Raw genomic sequence first — 17123 nt, 5'->3', positions numbered from 1 at the left:
CCTTCTTTCCCTTCTTTCCCTAGCCCCTAGCCCCTAACCGCAGAAAGCGGTTGCTATAATATCGCGTATAGGATGATAATAATGCGGCTTGTCACTTCCCTTCACTCCCAAGCATTTTGTACTTCTAAACCTCTTCAAGAAATTTCTTTTAGCAAATACTCTTTTCCTTACTACAACCAAGTTCGTTATAGTCTTCAAAAATCTCTTCAAGATTATCCAGTATTACCATTGAGAAAAGCTACAATTTCTGATTATCTCAGAGTTCACACCCATGAATATCTCCGAAAACTTGCCCTGAAAGCTCTTGATAAACCTTTGGACAAAATTAGCTTATCCTTACCAGAATTAAGCATTGAGTGTCAAGGTTTAGAATACTGTTTACCAGGTTATTTGTATGGTTTAGGAGGAATGCTGGAAGCGATTGACCAAATGAAAAAAGGGCTCGTAGAACGTGCTTACTGTTTTAGTATGGTTGGACATCATGCTCACAGTAACTGGGGGCATGGCTATTGTCTCCTCAATCCTCTTGCTGCTGCGACTCGATATGCTCAGCTTCAAGGCTTTGAAAAGGTTCTGATTATTGATTGGGATATTCATCATGGTGACGGAACTCAGGAAATTTTTAGCAATGATGAGAGTGTCTATTGCATTAGTATTCATAGTGCAGTGGATCTCTATATGGCTAAAGCCTCAGATTTGAAAGCGGGAACTACAGATGCGGCTGTTGCGGTTGGACACTGTAACATTCCTGTTATGACTCAATCTTTTCCAGTTGAAGTTTTGCAAGAGGAGGGTATAACTGGGAAGTTCTATTCTGGAGATGAAAGTATTGATGCTTTTCAGCAAGCTTTAGAAAATGTGCCGTGGCGACCTAATCTAGTCGCTATTTTTTCGGGTTATGATTCGCATAAAGATGATTGTGGAGAACGTACAACAGGCTGGACAAATGATGACTTCTGTAAACTAACTGAAATTGCTTTGGATTTTGCCAAAAGATATGGGTGCCCAGTACTCTCTTCTCATGGAGGTGGCTATAACCTGCCAGTAACAGTTTCAGCAGCAACCGCTCATGTCAAGACTTTAGCAACATATATTTAAGATTCTGCTTAAAATCATTACTGTAATGGTTTGGGGGCGATTGTCGCCCCCTGAACCTTCTTTCCCTTCTTTCCCTAGTCCCTAGCCCCTAGCCCCTTCTTCCCTAGTCCCTAACTGATGCCGCACCTCAATCACAGTGTGCACATTCCCTCTCGGCAAGAAATCCCCCTTAACTGTCACCTCCAAAGGTTCACAAGCCGCCACAAAATCATCTAATATCTGATTGATAGACTCCTCGTGAGAAATGTAGCGATCGCGGTAACTGTTAATATACAACTTCAACGCCTTCAACTCCACCACCCGCTCATTGGGTACATAACTAACATAGATAGTCGCAAAATCTGGATAGCCAGAAAACGGACACTTGCAAGTAAACTCTGGCAAAGTAATATTAATATCGTAGCGCCGACCCACTCGCGGATTCGGGAACGTAATTAACTCCCCCTCCAAAATCTCGCGCTCGCCATATTTCATTTCCTGGGTGCTTGACTCCCTTGACAAATTCTGCTGTATTGGGGAAGTATTCATAGTCATTGACCGCCAATTTCTCAACTTTGATTAAACTCACTTAAACAAGACTTACCTAAAAACAACGCATATCTATCATGACGATCGCTATCGTTGTCATCACCACCCTTGGTTTTAGTCACTAATCATCGCTTCCATGCAAAATATCTTTACCAAATAACTTGACTACTTTACCTCAAATTTTTCTACTTGACAGCATTCAGAGGCTAAACTAAAAACATTCTCCCTCCATACCCATCTACACTATGCAAAATATTACCCTGTCCGGCCCTGCTGCTCCTAATACTTACTCTCCATCAGTCCCCATTTCTCTCTACCGCGAAGTCGCCGCCGAGTTGCAAGCAGCTCAAGCAATGCTGGAATCCCTCAAAACTCATAACCAGCAATTAGTACAGCAAAATCAACAACTTCGACGAGAAGTAGAAACAGTAGTTCACGCAGCTCTTCAGCTACAACAAGCCGTCAACTCCGCTCAAGCAGTCAGCCAGATAGGGATGCCTCAGATGCCTCCTGTCAGAGTCAATTTTAACCCAGAGCCTCCTCGTCCTAACCCTGCACCTATACACAACATTAGCAATTCAATTCCAGAGCCAGCCCCCGCTCTCTCCTCCCTAGAACTCCCTTTCCCCTTCCCAGAATCAGAATCAACACCCCCACTCATTTCTGAAAAGTTATACACAGAAGTACCCGAACGCCCCTATCGCCTTCGCAGCCAGCCCAAAAAAGGCTCTGATATCAGTGGCGTATGGTTAGCAGCCGCCATTTTTCTGATTGTTATCGCTGCTTTCGGTGCTGGTTATTGGGTTGTGCGTCCCCTGTTAATGAAGCGATAGACAAACCCAAAAACAAAAACCTAAAAACAAAAAACAAGAATCCCACAGCTAGAGCTGTGGGATTTTCAAACGAAACCTAGCATAAAATTTTTAGACTTACGCTACCTGGCTCTTCATCCTCTGGCGGCACTCGTCTCTACGAGACAAGGCGCATACTGCTCTGAAGAAGCAGAATCTAGGATGCCCACCCCTGGATCGAAACCGCGCTTAAACTCGCTGAGCCTTACCTCTTTAGCTTCCAGAGCCGTTTGTAAAACCTTCATGGCACGTTGAGGATTGCCACGCCCACAGAAGAATAAATCTGCGGCAAAATAACCGTACTCAGGCCAAGTATGGATGGCGATGTGGGACTCTGCTAATGTCACCGTAGCAGTCACTCCGTGAGGACTAAACTGGTGTACGCACATATCAATTAGCGTTGCTTCTCCGGCTACAATCGCATCGAGTAAAGCGCGGCGGATACGTTCAGGATCGTTGAGAAGGTCTCCAGGAGACTGCCAAGCGTCAACGACCAGATGGGTTCCCAATTGTTTCATTCTGCGGGTTTCACCTCCACCCTATAAAGTCTCAAACCTTTTAATACTATCAAAGTATCAAAAGATTGTCAATAGCTTTTGGAAAATTGGTAATGGGTAATGGGTAATTGGTAATTGGTAATTAGGGGAGAAGGGGTGGATTTACCTTATTACTTATACACTGTGAGCTAGGATTTTATGAAGCGTCAGATAATTTTGGTTACGGGGCCAGCGCGATCGGGTAAAAGTGAATGGGCAGAAACTTTGGCTGTGCGATCGCACAAATCTGTTATTTATGTGGCTACGGCTCTGCTTGACTCGAATGATACGGAGTGGCAGGCTCGAATTGAATTACACCGCAATCGCCGCCCTGCAAGTTGGAATACTGTAGATGTCCCTGTAGATTTGGCGGGTACGATTGAGTTGGCAAATGAGTCGAGTTGTTTGTTAATTGATTCCCTGGGAACTTGGCTAGCTAATATTTTGGCATTAGATGATGCTGCGTGGAGGCAAACGCTGCAAGATTTACTTAGCAGTTTGCAGAAATCGAGGGGAGATGTAATTTTTGTGGCGGAGGAAACTGGCTGGGGTGTGATACCCGCTTATCCTCTGGGCCGCTTGTTTCGCGATCGCCTTGGTACTGCTATTCGGGAGTTAGGGGCGATCGCAAATCCGGTTTATCTGGTTGCTGGCGGTCATGTCTTGAATTTGAGCGTCCTCGGTTCACCCCTACCAGGAAGTATAGATCGGCAATCTGATGGTTGATAATCTTTATAATAACTATAGGTTTGGGGATCGCTATTTTCAGCGAAGGAAGCTATTATGGTAAACTATAACAACCTTAAATTGCATTTAACTTTTATTTTCCCAACAATTAAGCTGGTGAACAAAACTTGATCTGCAAATAGTTATAGGAGTTCTCTAGCCAAAATCTATCGGCAGTAGCAAGGAGTTGATCGAAATTTATGCGATTAATATTTTATGTGATTAATGGATAGAAGTCAAAATTGGGGAAGCTCATACTCATTGTTGGAAACTCACTTAGCTGGTAGCTATTTAAACAATTTAATTATCAAAAAATATGGCCTCACAAAATCAAGTTAGAAAATATTTGGCGTACTGGTTTCAGTTAGGAAAAAAGGTTTTAATTCACAATGGCTCTGAAACGTTGCTGCCTAAATCAGTGATTGCAGGCGATCGCTACAGCAAAGAATTTGAAGACTGCTGGCAAAAAATTATCTCCTCTGAAGCTGGGGACTGCTACTTGGAAGGAACCAGGGAAACGATCGCAGAACTGCTGACTCCCGCTTGGGAGATAGATCCTTGCGCTCGCTGTGCAATGCCAATACCTCTGCGCCATCAGGGAATGCCACCGGATTGTTGTCCCTGTTTTGATTTGCCAAGTTGGCCGGATAATGAAATACCCAAACCGCGATCGCCAGTTAGCAATCAAGCACAGCTTTCGGATATTCGCAATCGCTTATTCAATAAGGCCGCCAGTGGGGAATAGGGATGGGGAGCAGGGGAGCGGGGGAGCGAGGGAGATAAAGTAGCTAAATCCGCTGCATCCTCCCCATCTTCCCCATCCCTATTCCCCATCTCCCTCATCTCCCTCATCTTCCCCATCCTCCCCATCTCCCTCATCTCCCTCATCTTCCCCATCTCCCTCATCCTTCCCCATCTCCCTATTCCCCATCCTCCCTCATCTCCCCCATCTCCCTCATCCTCCCCATCTCCCCCATCTCCCATAAGCTCTATGCCCTAAAGCTGTGGTGCAAGGCAGGCAGATTGTTACAATGTATTAACACTGCCCTAATCAGTCTCAGATTATATGGATGTCAAGACGGTATCGCCTGCTTCGCCACAGGTTTATTCAGATTCAGGGACTCATACCCCACTAGCCAATGGTTCAGTGGTAGAAATGCCCTCCGTGCGCCCAGTAGAAATAGAACTAGAGCCAATTCCAGCTAACTCCGAAAGTCTGAAATCAGCTCTAGATATGGCTGGCGAGGCAGAAGAGGCCCTTCGCTACAACCCAAGTGCGAGCGCGGAATACTATAGCCAGCGCCCCTTTGAAGTCTGGGGGCGGTTATCAAGCGTTGTCTGGACATTTATCAGCTTTGCTTTCAGTTTGTGGCGAGACAAAAAAACCGGTCGCGTTACTCAAAATGAGCAGCGACGAGCAATTCGCCTGCGAGAAATTCTTAGCCAACTTGGCCCAGCTTTCATCAAAATCGGACAAGCACTCTCAACACGACCTGACGTAGTACCATCTACTTATTTAGAGGAATTATCGAAATTACAAGACCAATTACCGCCCTTTTCCAACGAGTTAGCTTATCAATTTATAGAAGAAGAATTAGGCGCTCCTCCAGACGAAATTTACGCAGAACTCAGCCCTAATCCGATAGCAGCAGCTTCTCTCGGACAAGTTTACAAAGGTAAATTGAAAACTGGCGAAATAGTTGCCGTAAAGGTGCAACGCCCTGATTTAGCTGAGGGCATTGGTTTGGATATATATATTCTCCGAACATTGGCGATTTGGGCGCACAAAACTTTCAAATTCATCCGCAGCGACTTAGTAGGAATTATGGATGAATTTGGGGAGCGAATATATGAAGAAATGGACTACAATCACGAAGGTCATAACGCTGAAAGATTTGCTCAACTTTACGGCTATATCAAAGATATTTACGTCCCTAAAATTTACTGGGAACAAACGGGTCGCCGCGTCTTGACAATGGAGTGGATTACTGGTACTAAACTTACTGATTTAGAAGCTGTCCGCGCCCAAGGAATTGATGCACCATACTTAATAGAAGTGGGAGTTCAGTGTTCTCTAAGACAACTGCTAGAACACGGCTTTTTTCATGCCGATCCGCATCCGGGGAATCTATTAGCAACTCCTAATGGTCAGTTGGCTTACTTGGATTTCGGGATGATGAGTGAAGTTAAACCTTATCAGCGGTATGGATTATTGGAAGCTATAGTCCATTTAGTAAACCGCGATTTTGAAGGTTTAGCCAGGGACTATGTGAAGTTAGAATTTTTAACGCCAGAGACGGACTTAACGCCAATTATTCCCGCATTGGCGAATGTATTTAATAATGCTTTGGGTGCAAGCGTTGCGGAACTAAATTTCAAAAGTATTACGGATCAATTGTCAGCTTTGATGTATGATTATCCGTTCCGAGTGCCGGCTTACTATGCTTTGATTATCCGATCGTTAGTAACATTGGAAGGGATTGCAATTAATGTCGATCCCAATTTTAAAGTGCTAAGTAAGGCTTATCCTTATGTAGCAAAACGGTTACTGAGCGATCCAGCTCCAGAGTTAAGATCGTCGCTGCGGGATTTGCTATTTAAAGAAGGGAGTTTCCGCTGGAATCGCTTGGAAAATTTGCTCAAAAATGCTAGGGATAGCGAGGATTACGATATTAGTAAGGTATTGAATCAGGCGCTAGAGTTCTTGTTTTCGGAGCGGGGAGATTTCATTCGCGAGCGCATTGTCGAGGAATTAGTTAAAAGTTTAGATGTACTCTCTCGCACTGCTTTTGCTAATGCTAAGGCTGTAGTCAGCGAATGGTTCGGTGTAAAGGCGGATTCACCTGTGGTCACACCTGGGGAACAGCAGAGTTTAGAACACATTAAAAGGATCTGGGGGATTCTGCAAGATACTCCCGGTTTTGATGGGATGAAGGCATTAGAATATATACCGCAGTTGTTGGTTAAACCACAATTACAACAAATGGGACAGCAAGTGGCGGGGCGTTTAGCTCAAAGAGCGATCGCGCGTCTAATTCGCGAGTTTTTGCTGGCTGGGGAAACGCCAGTTTTTGAGGAGAATGGACATAAGCCATATTCCGATCCGCAGCTATATTTGCCTGATGCTAAATAGAGGGAGGGGCTAGCCCCTAGCCCCTAACCGACGAAAGCGGTTTCTAAGCTATTACGCATCTAATTCCAGTTCCCCAAAAGTATACTACAATAGCCTCAGAGTTTAAAGATGACTGTATGAAAGTAAACTACCAAGAAAGAATTGAGGCAACTGTCACTGAATTAAAAATAATTATACAGCGACAGCGAACGATAACTAACAGACAAAAAGTTCAGGCACTTTATTTACTAAAATCTGGGTCTAGCCAGAGTATTACAGAAGTAGCTGAACGTTTAGGAGTACATAGAATTACCGTACAAAGATGGTTAAAACAATATAGTAATGGCGGTTTGTCAGAATTATTAAAACTGCGCCATTCAACAGGGAGACCGCGAGTAATTCCCCAAGAAGTAATCGCAGGACTATCGACAAAGATCGGCGAGGAAACCTGCGAGTTTAAGAGTTATAAAGAAATTGTGAGCTGGGTAGAAGAGAACTATCAAGTATCCGTCAAATATCAAACTTTACACAAGCAACTGCACTATCGGATGAAAGCTAAGTTAAAAGTACCTAAATGTTTGAGTAACAAAAAAGACGAGTTAGCAGAGAGGGAGTTTAAAAAAGACTAGAAAAATTGCTGAAAGTAGTTTTTGGTTTGGTATTAATTTTGCTCGGAAATCGGCAACTCAATCCTAAACTTAGTCCCTTTTCCAAGTGTAGAACAACACCGCAAATTACCTTGATGGTTATCTGTCACAATTTGATAGCTAGTTGCTAACCCCATACCCGTACCTTTTCCGACAGGCTTAGTAGTAAAAAATGGATTAAAGATTTTTTCTTGAACTTGAGAACTCATTCCACAACCATTATCTTGAATGGAGATCGAAAGCTGATTTGTAGAAACAATAGAAGTAGTAATTGTAATCTTAGGAACATAATCTACTTTTTCTACTGATTCTAGACTCTCTTGCTTTTGTTCAATCGCATCAACAGCATTAACCAACAAATTCAGAAACACCTGATTTAACAAACCGCCATAACATTCAATTAAGGGTAAAGTTCCATAGTTCTTGACTACAGAAATTTCTTTTTGTTCGGCAGACCTATTCAAGCGATTTTGTAAAATAATTAACGTACTCTCGATATTTTCGTGAATATCTATTGGTTTTAACTCAGCTTCATCCAAGCGCGAAAATGTCCGCAGAGACTTAACGATATCACTGATGCGTGTGGCTCCAGTTTTCATTGATTCCAGCAAGTTAGAAAAATCACTTACCAGATACTCAAGCTCAATATCTTCTATAAATTTAGAAATCGTCGGCGATGGACTCGGATAATGGTGTTGGTAGAGTCGAACTAGCTCAATTAAGTAACTAGCATAATCAGCGGCGGGTTGAAGATTGCCATAAATAAAACTCACAGGGTTATTAATTTCATGGGCAATACCGGCTACTAACTGCCCCAAACTTGACATTTTTTCGGCTTGAATTAACTGAGTTTGGGTATTTTGCAACTTTTTGAGGGTTGTTGTTAATTCTTCAGATTGCAGCCGCAGTTGAATTTCTGATTGACGTACTGCTGCTTCCGCCTTTATCCGCTCTATTTCTGCACCAGCACGAGTGGCAAAGATTCTTAAGATTGCTGACTGCATTTCTATATCTTGCACCATTGGCTTAGTGTCTAAAACTGCCAGCAATCCCAAAGGATTACCAGCAGCATCCATAATCGGCAAACCAGCATAACTTTCAGCTTGGAGAGCGACTAAATCAGTATCTTCCGGAAAAAGTGATTGCACTGAATTTGGGTATAGGCAAAAATCCGCTTGAGAATAAACATTCTCACAGGGAGCCCCGGCTAGATTGTAAGTAAAATTATCGCCAAAGTCGTCTAATGCCCAAAATGCTAGAGTTTTTGCACTCAATTTTTCTGAGTCAATAAATTCAGCGATGAAAGCATAACGAACTTCTAATACCTGGGCAATATATTGAACGCAACTTTGGAAGAATTCTTCACCAGTTTTAGCCGCCGTACCCTCGACAATTAAGCGAAGAGCTTGTTCTTGACGTTTGCGTTCTGAGATATCAACAATGATTGACCAGATATATTGACTCCCATCGTTACCTGTGACTAACACTCCGAGCAATTCTACAGGGAACAAAGAGCCATCCTTACGGATATACTCTTTTTGGTAGGGGCCAAAACGACCGATGGTGTTAAGCAATTCTAATTGACGGATTTCATCATCAGCATACTTTTCAGGAGTTAAATCAAAATAGCTTAATTGGTTCAGTTCCTCAAGAGAATACCCATAGATTGTTTCGGCGGCGCTATTGACTTTGATAAAATGGCCCTGAATATTATTGAGTGCAATTCCTACAGGACACAAGTCAAAAAGCGATCGCAGTTTTTCTTCGCTGGTGCGTAGAGCCTCTTCTGCTTGTTTGCGATCGCTGATATCAAAGTTAACCCCGATCATTTTTTGAGGATTGCCCTCGGCATCGCGACGAACTAGACCGAATGCTTTAATGAAATGGAGACTACCATCAGGATGAATCACGCGAAATTCAGTATCATATTCTGCTTGTCCCAAGATAGCTTGGCGGCCTAATGTTTGGGCAGCATCTCGGTCATCAGGATGTACTCCCTGCATCCAAATTTCGTAAGCTAATCTGGTGTTAGAGTTTTTGGTTATGCCATATAGCTCGTACATCCTTTCGTCCCAAAAGAGGCTATTGTGTACGATGTCCCATTCCCAACAGCCAATTCCCCCAGACTTGAGTGATAATGATAAACGCTCCGATATTTCTTTCACTTTGGCTTCAGCTTCTTTGCGAGCCGTAATATCACTTGCTATCCCCAAAAATCCCGTAATTGTACCTTCTTCATCGCGCAATGCAGTTACGGAAACTTGTACGGGAAAACGAGAACCATCTTTACGAATATGAGTCCATTCACTTTCGTCAAGCATTCCCAAACGCGCCTTGGCAGTAAATACTTCAAATCCTAGAGTAATTGGTTTGCCAAGTTCTGCGGTAAGTTCGGCTGCACGTTGTTTGACTTCTTCTAAATCATGAAAAATTGCTGGTGTAACTTTGCCTATTAATTCGGCTGATGAATATCCCAAAAATCTTTGGGCGGCAGCATTAATGGTTTTGATGATGCCATGAATATCTGTAGAAATGATTGTATAGTTAGCACCGTCTAAAATTGCTTGCTGTAGTTGAGTGATTTCGATGAGCTTGGCTTCAGCTTCTTTGCGCTCAGTAATATCTTCCGAGATCCCTAGTAAGTATTTAGGATTCCCAACTTCATCAAGGATGGGGATTTTTCTTGTATGTAGAATTCGAGTGCCTTGATGATTTGTTTGAACCTGTTCTTCAGGAATATCCAAAACATTGCCATTACTCAAGGTTTCTCGATCTTTGGCTATGAAAAAATCTGCTTCTGCGGGCGGGAAAAAGTCATAGTCACTTTTTCCTAATAATACTTCTTTAGGATAGCCAAGTAGTTCTTCACCAGCCTTGTTAAAGCGCAAAAATTGAAGAGTCTCGGCATCTTTGACAAAGAGCATATTGGGAATATTTTCAATAATCGAGTTGAGGAAGTTCTGCATCTGCCAGTTTTCTATATCTGCTTGTTTGCGATCGGTAATATCGCGAGATACGCCTACTGTTAAGATTGTCTCGCCTACTTCGTTCCGAATTACTGACTTAATGGTGTTGAACATCTGCACCTTGCCATCATAACGGGTAACAGGTTCCTCAATTTCTAGGGATTTCCCAGTCTCAAACACATAAGCATCATCGCGAATGTATTGCAGTGTATAGTCTGGTTCATTAAAGGGAGCATCAATCATATCTTTGAGTTGCTCGTTGGTCAGACCGTAATAGTCTCGAAATGCCTTGTTTGCCCAGACAATGCGAGATTGAGGGCCTTTGACCAGCACCATATCAGTAATGGCATCTAGAATTTGATGATACTTTTGTTCGTTTTGACGTAGGTTTTTTTCGGCAGCTTTGCGATCGCTAATATCCTTGATCATGCCAATTACGCAATCCTGCCCATCCAGCCGTTCTACCGTAGCGGATATTAAAACCGTCTTAGCTTGTCTTGAGGAAGTGCGAATTACTACTTCAAAATTTTGGATTCTCCTTTCCCGAATTAAGGTGTGTCGGAAGTGGTGCAAATCCTTAAGATCGTCCCAAAGTTCGATTTCTACACAGGTTTTCCCGATGATGTCTGTATGCGTCCTCTCTAATAACTCACACAGACTTTCATTTACATTCAAACAACGTCCTTCTGTGAGTGTGGCAATCCAAGCGGGATCGGGACTGGTATGAAAAATAGTTGAGAATTTAGTTTCTGATTCATGGAGGGCGATTTCACGACTTTTGCTGTCTGTAATATCCCGAATATAACCATGCCATAAGGTACTGCCATCGGCTTCTCGCTCAGGTGTAGCATTACCAACTAACCACAGCATCCGCCCATCCGGTAAACAACTTCGATATTCGCAATACCAAGGGGTCAGGTGTGAGGCGGATTCGAGAATGGATTGAGTTACGGAATCGAGGTCTTCTAGATGGATAGCCCCAAAAGCTTTAGAAGCATCGTCGGTCACTTCTTCTGGGGAAACGCCATAAATCTCTCGTATCCCATCGCTGGAGTAGGGAAAATGGAAAGTGCCATCAGGACGTTGACGAAACTGATAAATAACTCCGGGAATGTGGCGAGCAATTTGCTCTAGGCGATGATACTCTGTGGGGGTAGATATATTCGCAGAATCAATGCCATTTTCCCTTAATTGAGCTTGGGTTTGTTCAAGTTTGCGGGTAAGTTCGCGAACTTGTGCCTCGGCTCGTTTATTCTGTGTAATGTCTCGCATTACTGATAGATGGCGGTGGGGTAAAAAGTTAGCTGTTGCCGCATATTCGACTATGCGGATATCCCCATCCGGCCGCACTAATCGGATTTCACCCCGGACTTTTTCCTGTTGTTGAAACTGTTGCCATAGTGCTTGGAAATTAAATCCCGGTTCCAGAAAGTCAGAGATGCAGCGTCCCAAAATTTCGTTTTTCTCTAGACCCAATAATTCACAGGCGGCGGGGTTGATATCTACATAACGCCCTCGGTCATCTGCGATCGCGATCGCATCTAGGGTAGTTTCAAAAAGCGCCCGCAATTGACGATCTCTTAGGGACTGCTGGGCCGGATCTGATTCATCAATTGGTCGATCGAGGCTAGGATCGTAATTTAGTGGGAATGACATATATTTTTAATTGGTTTAATATAAACTTTTCGCTCTAATCTAACGATACACTAGCAATTCTAAATAATTTGTATACTACACTTTTCTTTAAGGAATCATAGAGGAGGCAGTAGAGGATGAGAAAGGAGCTATTAATCAAGCAATTGTTAATATTAAGAAAAATGTATATTGGGTAAGATAGGGTACTGCTTAAGTCAATCCCCCTAGATTAATAGCTAACTCTGTGTATGCGGTAATAAATTGCTTATTTCTCCTGGCAAATCGGTAACTCAATCCTAAACTCAGTCCCTTTGTCAACTGTAGAAAAACACCGCAAATAACCCTGATGATTCTCTGTCACAATTTGATAGCTAGTTGCTAACCCCATACCAGTTCCTTTCCCGACAGGTTTAGTAGTAAAAAATGGATTAAATATTTTTTCTTGAACTTCGGCACTCATCCCACAACCATTATCTTGAATAGAGATGACAACCTGATTTTCTAAATAGAGAGAAGTGGTAATGGTAATGCAACCAATATAATCCGATATCTCTTTTGACTCTAGGCTGTCTCGTCGTTGTTCAATTGCATCAATAGCATTGACTAACAAATTCATAAATACCTGATTTAACAAACCACCATAACATTCAACTAGGGGTAATTTCCCATAATTTTGGATGAGATGAATCTCTGGTTTTCCCGCCCGACCATTCAAGCGATTTTGTAAAATAACTAAGGTGCTATCGATATTTTCATGAATATCTATTTCTTTAAAATCTGCTTCATCCAAGCGCGAAAATGTCCGCAGAGATTTAACGATATCCCCGATCCGTGTAGCTCCCGTTTTCATCGATTCCAGCAAATTAGAAAAATCACTTACTAGATACTCAAAGTCGATATCTTCTGTCAAAGTAGAAATCGCTGCGGGGGGACTCGGATAATACTCTTGGTAAAGGTGAATTAACTTAATTAAGCCACAAGCATAATCATTAGCAGGTTTAATATTGCTATAAATAAAACTCACGGGATTGTTAATTTCATGGGCGACTCCCGCTACTAATTGCCCCAAACTCGACATTTTTTCGGCTTGAATTAATTGAGTCTGAGTATTTTGCAATTTTTTAAGAGTGATTTCTAATTCTTCAGTTTGTTGCCGCAGTTGAATTTCCGAGCGACGGACTGCGGCTTCCGCTTGTATCCGCTCCATTTCCGCACCAGCACGAGTAGCAAAGATTTTCAAAATTGCTGACTGCATTTCTAAATCTTTTTCCATCGGCTTCGTGTCCATCACCTCCAATAATCCCAACTGATTACCAGCAGTATCTATAATTGGTAAACCAGCATAACTTTGCGTTTGAAGGGCGACTAAAGTATCATCTTGAGGAAACAAACAATCTACAGAATTGGGATAGCGACATACCTCACCATTGTTATCAATATTTTTACAGGGTGTATTTTTACAGGCTGTCCCAGCTAAATTGCAAGTAAAATTATCGCCAAAGTTGTCTCCGGCCCAAAATGCTAAAGTTTGCACGATCGATTTTTCGGGGTTCGCAAATTCAGCGATCGCAGCATAACGCACTCCTAAGACTTGGGCGAGATATTGAACGCAACTTTTGAAGAATTCTTCGCCTGTTTTCGCCGCCGTACCTTCGACAATTAACCGCAGAGCTTGTTCTTGGCGTTTGCGATCGGTAATATCCATTACTGTCCCAAATAAACTGACGATTTTTCGATCGTGCCGTTCGATTTCCATGCGATTATTGATATAGCGGACTGCACCATCCGCTCGGCAGATCCGAATGTCAAAGTTTTGGGGAATTCCTTGCTCGCTTGCTGCTTGAATGCAACTTATGAATAATTCCCGATCTTCGGGATAATATTTTTCGATCGTCTCTTCAAAATCTGGCTCTCCCTGTTCGGGATTTATCCCAAAAATCCGAAATAACTCCGCAGACCAGGTGATTTTTTGGGTAGCTAGGTCAAAAGACCAATTGCCAATATGAGCGACTCGTTGTGCTTCTTCTAGTTTTCTAGTAAGTTGTTGTTGGGCGATTTCGGCAGTTTTGCGATCGCTAATATCGCGAGATACGCCCACTGTTAAGATGGTCTCGCCTGCTTCGTTCCGAATGACCGATTTAATGGTATTGAACATCTGCACCTTGCCATCGTAACGGGTGACAGGTTCCTCAACTTCCAATGTTTTCCCAGTCTCAAACACATAAGCATCATCGCGAATGTATTGCAGCGTATAGTCTGGTTCATTAAAGGGAGCATCAATCATATCTCTGAGTTGCTCGTTGGTGAGACCGTAATAGTCTCGGAATGCCTTGTTTGCCCAGACAATGCGAGATTGAGGGCCTTTGACTAACACCATCTCCGTAAGGGCATCTAGAATCTGATGATACTTTTGCTCGTTTTGACGTAGGTTTTTTTCGGCAGCTTTGCGATCGCTAATATCGCAATGAGTGCCAATAAACCGCAAAGGTTGACCTTCTTTGTCCCATTCCACCACCTGACCGCGATCTAAAATCCACTTGTAAGAACCATCTTTACAACGCAAGCGATGTTCGTGGCGATAAGCTGAGGTTTCGCCCTTCTGGTGTTTGGAAAAAGCTTCATAGCATTGGGCTTTATCCTCTGGATGTATCCGAATTTCCCACTCTTCTACAGCATTGGGAATTTCATCTTCTGCGTAGCCCAGCATCGCTTTCCACTGCCGAGAAAAGTTGATTTCATTAGTTTTGATGTTCCAATCCCAAGTACCATCTCCCGCTCCTTCTAGGGCTAACTGCCAGCGGCTATTACTTTCTTGCAAAGCGATTTCTGCTTGTTTGCGATCGTGGATATAACGGGCTATTCCCAAACAAGCAACCACTTGCCCATCACAATCTCGCAGGGCTGATACATTGGAAGAGTGCCAGTAATAGTTACCATCTTGATGCAAAAATCGGTATTCAATTCCCCGCAGTTTCTCACCTTGTAAAGAGCGATCTACGGCCTCTACACAAATTTGTAAATCTTCTGGATAAATCCAATGAGAAAAAGACGCATCTAAGAAGTTTGCTAGTTCATATCCCATGACTTCTTTAAACTGGGGACTGACATAGCTAAATGTGGTATCGGGATTGATAATATAAACCATATCATTGAGATTTTCAATGATGCTGCGAAATTTATTTTCACTAATTCGTAAAGCTAGTTCTGTGGCTTTGCTTTCTGAGATATCCCGAATGGTTGTGGAAAAGTATTCGACTTCTCCATCTGTTGATTTGTGGGCGAGGATTACCTGAGAAACAGGGATTTCACGTCCGATCGAATCCAGTATTGCCGTCTCGCCGTGCCAACTGCCAGAACGTACTGCTTCTGGCAAACCCTGATTTAAGACAATATCTAAAGCCCACTCTGGATGACCTTTAGAGATTTCCATATCTGCGATCGCGCCATTATCATCATTAATATCAAGCAAATTTCGCCAAGCTCGATTGATGTAAAGAGTTTTACCCGTCAAATCAGCAGTTGAAATCAAATCTGATGTATTTTCCAGAATGGCAAGCAAACGTTGATTGTGAGCTTCAGCACGTTTGCTGTCTGTGATATCCCGAATATAGCCATGCCATAAGGTACTGCCATCGGGTTCTCGCTGAGGTGTAGCATTACCAACTAACCACAGCATCCGCCCATCGGGTAAACAAGCTCGATATTCGCAATACCAAGGGGTTAGGTGTGAGGCAGATTCGAGCAGGGATTGAGTGACGCGATCGCAGTCATCTGGGTGGATAGCACTAAAAGCTGAAGAAGCATCTTCGCGCACTTCTTCGGGGGAAACGCCATAAATTTCTCGAATTCCCTCGCTGGAGTAGGGAAGATGGAAAGTACCATCAGGACGTTGACGAAACTGAAAAATAGTGCCGGGGATGTGGCGGGCAATTTGCTCTAGGCGACTTTCTGACTCAATGCGATCGCTAATATCTGTGGTAATCCCATCAATACGAATCGGTTTTCCGGTTTCGTCATAGACCAAATAAGAGTTAACAGACAACCAGCGCACCTGTCCGTCGCGGCGAATAATGCGATATTCTGTTCTAGTTTTCCCCTTCTCTTGGAGTCTGACGAAAGCATTTGCAATCCGATCGCGATCGTCGGGATGAATGATTTCAAACCACAGATTAGGGTTAGAAAAAAACTCTGCCACCGAACAGCCAAATATTTGTTCTACGGCGGGGTTAATGTAAATCGTCTCATAGGTTTCCGGGTGAATTGACCACACCACTCCCTCAACGGAATTCAAAATGCTTTCCAGTCGTTGCTGAGATTCCCGTAATTGAGCTTGGGTTTGTTCTAGTTCGCTGACAGGTTCGCAAACTTGCTGCTCTAGCTGTTGTGTCAGTTCTTGGACTCGTGCCTCTGCTCGCTTACTCTGCGTAATATCTCGCATTACGGATAAGTGGCGGTGCGGTAAGAAGTTAGCCGTAGCAGCAAATTCCACTATCCGAATATCCCCATCGGCCCGCACCAAGCGGAACTCACCGCGTACTTTCTCTTGTTGCTGAAATTCTTGCCATGCTTGTTGGAAATTAAACCCCGGTTCTGCAAACTCAAAGATGCAGCGTCCGAGAAGTTCCTCTCTCTTTAGTCCAAACAATTCACAGGCGGCGGGGTTGACATCTAGGTAACATCCTCGATCGTCTGCGATCGCCATCCCATCCAGCGCCATCTCAAAAAGCGTCCGTAATTGGCGGTCTCTCAGAGATTGCTGGGCAAAATCTTCTTCATCAATCGGCAGATCCAGCAGAGGGTCGTAGCCTAAGGAGGATGACATAGACCGTGAATTGGTTTAATAAAAACTTTGTTCTACCAGTCAAGTATAGTCCACCGCCTCTTGTGCTGGTCAAGGGTATCTGCGCTCCTCTGTATAGATTTGGTAAAGACAAATAAATTTTAGGTAATATTTTCTGCAAAATTAGAAACCGGGTTTCTTAAAGAAATCCGGTTTCTAGATAGTTGTTCAGAGTACAACCAAA

At 43.2% G+C, this 17123-nt stretch carries 10 protein-coding genes; 6 read left to right on the top strand and 4 right to left on the bottom strand.

What is annotated here, in order from left to right; genetic code table 11:
* Positions 1-81 precede the first annotated feature (81 nt).
* On the top strand, positions 82-1098 hold the full coding sequence (locus OSCI_RS17260; protein WP_007356341.1) for a histone deacetylase family protein: 1017 nt from the start codon (positions 82-84) through the stop codon (positions 1096-1098).
* Positions 1099-1179: 81 nt separating this feature from the next.
* Here OSCI_RS17260 and queF read toward each other — a convergent pair whose 3' ends face one another.
* On the bottom strand, positions 1180-1626 hold the full coding sequence (gene queF / locus OSCI_RS17255) for a preQ(1) synthase (protein ID WP_026103755.1): 447 nt from the start codon (positions 1624-1626) through the stop codon (positions 1180-1182).
* A gap of 245 nt (positions 1627-1871) precedes the next feature.
* Here queF and OSCI_RS17250 point away from each other — a divergent pair, with 245 nt between their 5' ends.
* Positions 1872-2459 carry a hypothetical protein gene (locus OSCI_RS17250; protein ID WP_007356338.1) on the top strand — a complete coding sequence of 196 codons (588 nt, stop codon included), beginning with the start codon at positions 1872-1874 and terminating at the stop codon, positions 2457-2459.
* A 113-nt stretch (positions 2460-2572) separates the two neighbouring features.
* On the opposite strand, the gene speD is transcribed toward OSCI_RS17250, so the two are convergent.
* Positions 2573-2995, bottom strand: a complete 423-nt coding sequence (gene speD / locus OSCI_RS17245; protein WP_007356337.1) for an adenosylmethionine decarboxylase — start codon at positions 2993-2995, stop codon at positions 2573-2575.
* A gap of 177 nt (positions 2996-3172) precedes the next feature.
* Between speD and cobU the strand changes: the two genes are divergently transcribed.
* The 4 genes from cobU (at position 3173) to OSCI_RS17225 (ending at position 7480) form a co-directional block, all read left to right on the top strand.
* Entirely contained in the window at positions 3173-3739 is a 567-nt protein-coding gene (cobU, locus tag OSCI_RS17240) for a bifunctional adenosylcobinamide kinase/adenosylcobinamide-phosphate guanylyltransferase (RefSeq protein ID WP_007356336.1), read from the top strand.
* Positions 3740-4055: 316 nt separating this feature from the next.
* Positions 4056-4484, top strand: coding sequence for a hypothetical protein (locus OSCI_RS17235; RefSeq protein WP_007356335.1), 429 nt, complete (start codon positions 4056-4058; stop codon positions 4482-4484).
* A 321-nt stretch (positions 4485-4805) separates the two neighbouring features.
* The gene (locus OSCI_RS17230) at positions 4806-6872 is read left to right on the top strand and encodes an ABC1 kinase family protein (protein WP_007356333.1); all 2067 of its coding nucleotides are present in this window, start codon (positions 4806-4808) and stop codon (positions 6870-6872) included.
* Between the two features lie 116 nt (positions 6873-6988).
* Positions 6989-7480 carry a helix-turn-helix domain-containing protein gene (locus tag OSCI_RS17225; RefSeq protein WP_007356332.1) on the top strand — a complete coding sequence of 164 codons (492 nt, stop codon included), beginning with the start codon at positions 6989-6991 and terminating at the stop codon, positions 7478-7480.
* A 32-nt stretch (positions 7481-7512) separates the two neighbouring features.
* Here OSCI_RS17225 and OSCI_RS17220 read toward each other — a convergent pair whose 3' ends face one another.
* On the bottom strand, positions 7513-12120 hold the full coding sequence (locus tag OSCI_RS17220; RefSeq protein WP_007356331.1) for a PAS domain S-box protein: 4608 nt from the start codon (positions 12118-12120) through the stop codon (positions 7513-7515).
* Between the two features lie 244 nt (positions 12121-12364).
* Positions 12365-16921: a PAS domain S-box protein gene (locus OSCI_RS17215; protein WP_007356330.1), complete on the bottom strand. Its 4557-nt coding sequence runs from the start codon at positions 16919-16921 to the stop codon at positions 12365-12367.
* Positions 16922-17123: the final 202 nt, after the last annotated feature.

Origin of the sequence: Kamptonema sp. PCC 6506, from assembly GCF_000180455.1 — a bacterium.
Classification (GTDB): domain Bacteria; phylum Cyanobacteriota; class Cyanobacteriia; order Cyanobacteriales; family Microcoleaceae; genus Kamptonema; species Kamptonema formosum.
Note: the sequence above shows the minus strand (reverse complement) of the source record. Positions and strands in the feature narration are given on the sequence as shown.

What these genes read in the sequence shown, in the direction of transcription:
- OSCI_RS17215 (WP_007356330.1), bottom strand. Translation starts at nt 16,921, where the DNA reads ATGTCATCCTCCTTAGGCTACGACCCTCTGCTGGATCTGCCGATTGAT.
- OSCI_RS17250 (WP_007356338.1), top strand. Translation starts at nt 1,872, where the DNA reads ATGCAAAATATTACCCTGTCCGGCCCTGCTGCTCCTAATACTTACTCT.
- OSCI_RS17225 (WP_007356332.1), top strand. Translation starts at nt 6,989, where the DNA reads ATGAAAGTAAACTACCAAGAAAGAATTGAGGCAACTGTCACTGAATTA.
- cobU (WP_007356336.1), top strand. Translation starts at nt 3,173, where the DNA reads ATGAAGCGTCAGATAATTTTGGTTACGGGGCCAGCGCGATCGGGTAAA.
- OSCI_RS17235 (WP_007356335.1), top strand. Translation starts at nt 4,056, where the DNA reads ATGGCCTCACAAAATCAAGTTAGAAAATATTTGGCGTACTGGTTTCAG.
- OSCI_RS17260 (WP_007356341.1), top strand. Translation starts at nt 82, where the DNA reads ATGCGGCTTGTCACTTCCCTTCACTCCCAAGCATTTTGTACTTCTAAA.
- speD (WP_007356337.1), bottom strand. Translation starts at nt 2,995, where the DNA reads ATGAAACAATTGGGAACCCATCTGGTCGTTGACGCTTGGCAGTCTCCT.
- OSCI_RS17230 (WP_007356333.1), top strand. Translation starts at nt 4,806, where the DNA reads ATGGATGTCAAGACGGTATCGCCTGCTTCGCCACAGGTTTATTCAGAT.
- OSCI_RS17220 (WP_007356331.1), bottom strand. Translation starts at nt 12,120, where the DNA reads ATGTCATTCCCACTAAATTACGATCCTAGCCTCGATCGACCAATTGAT.
- queF (WP_026103755.1), bottom strand. Translation starts at nt 1,626, where the DNA reads ATGAATACTTCCCCAATACAGCAGAATTTGTCAAGGGAGTCAAGCACC.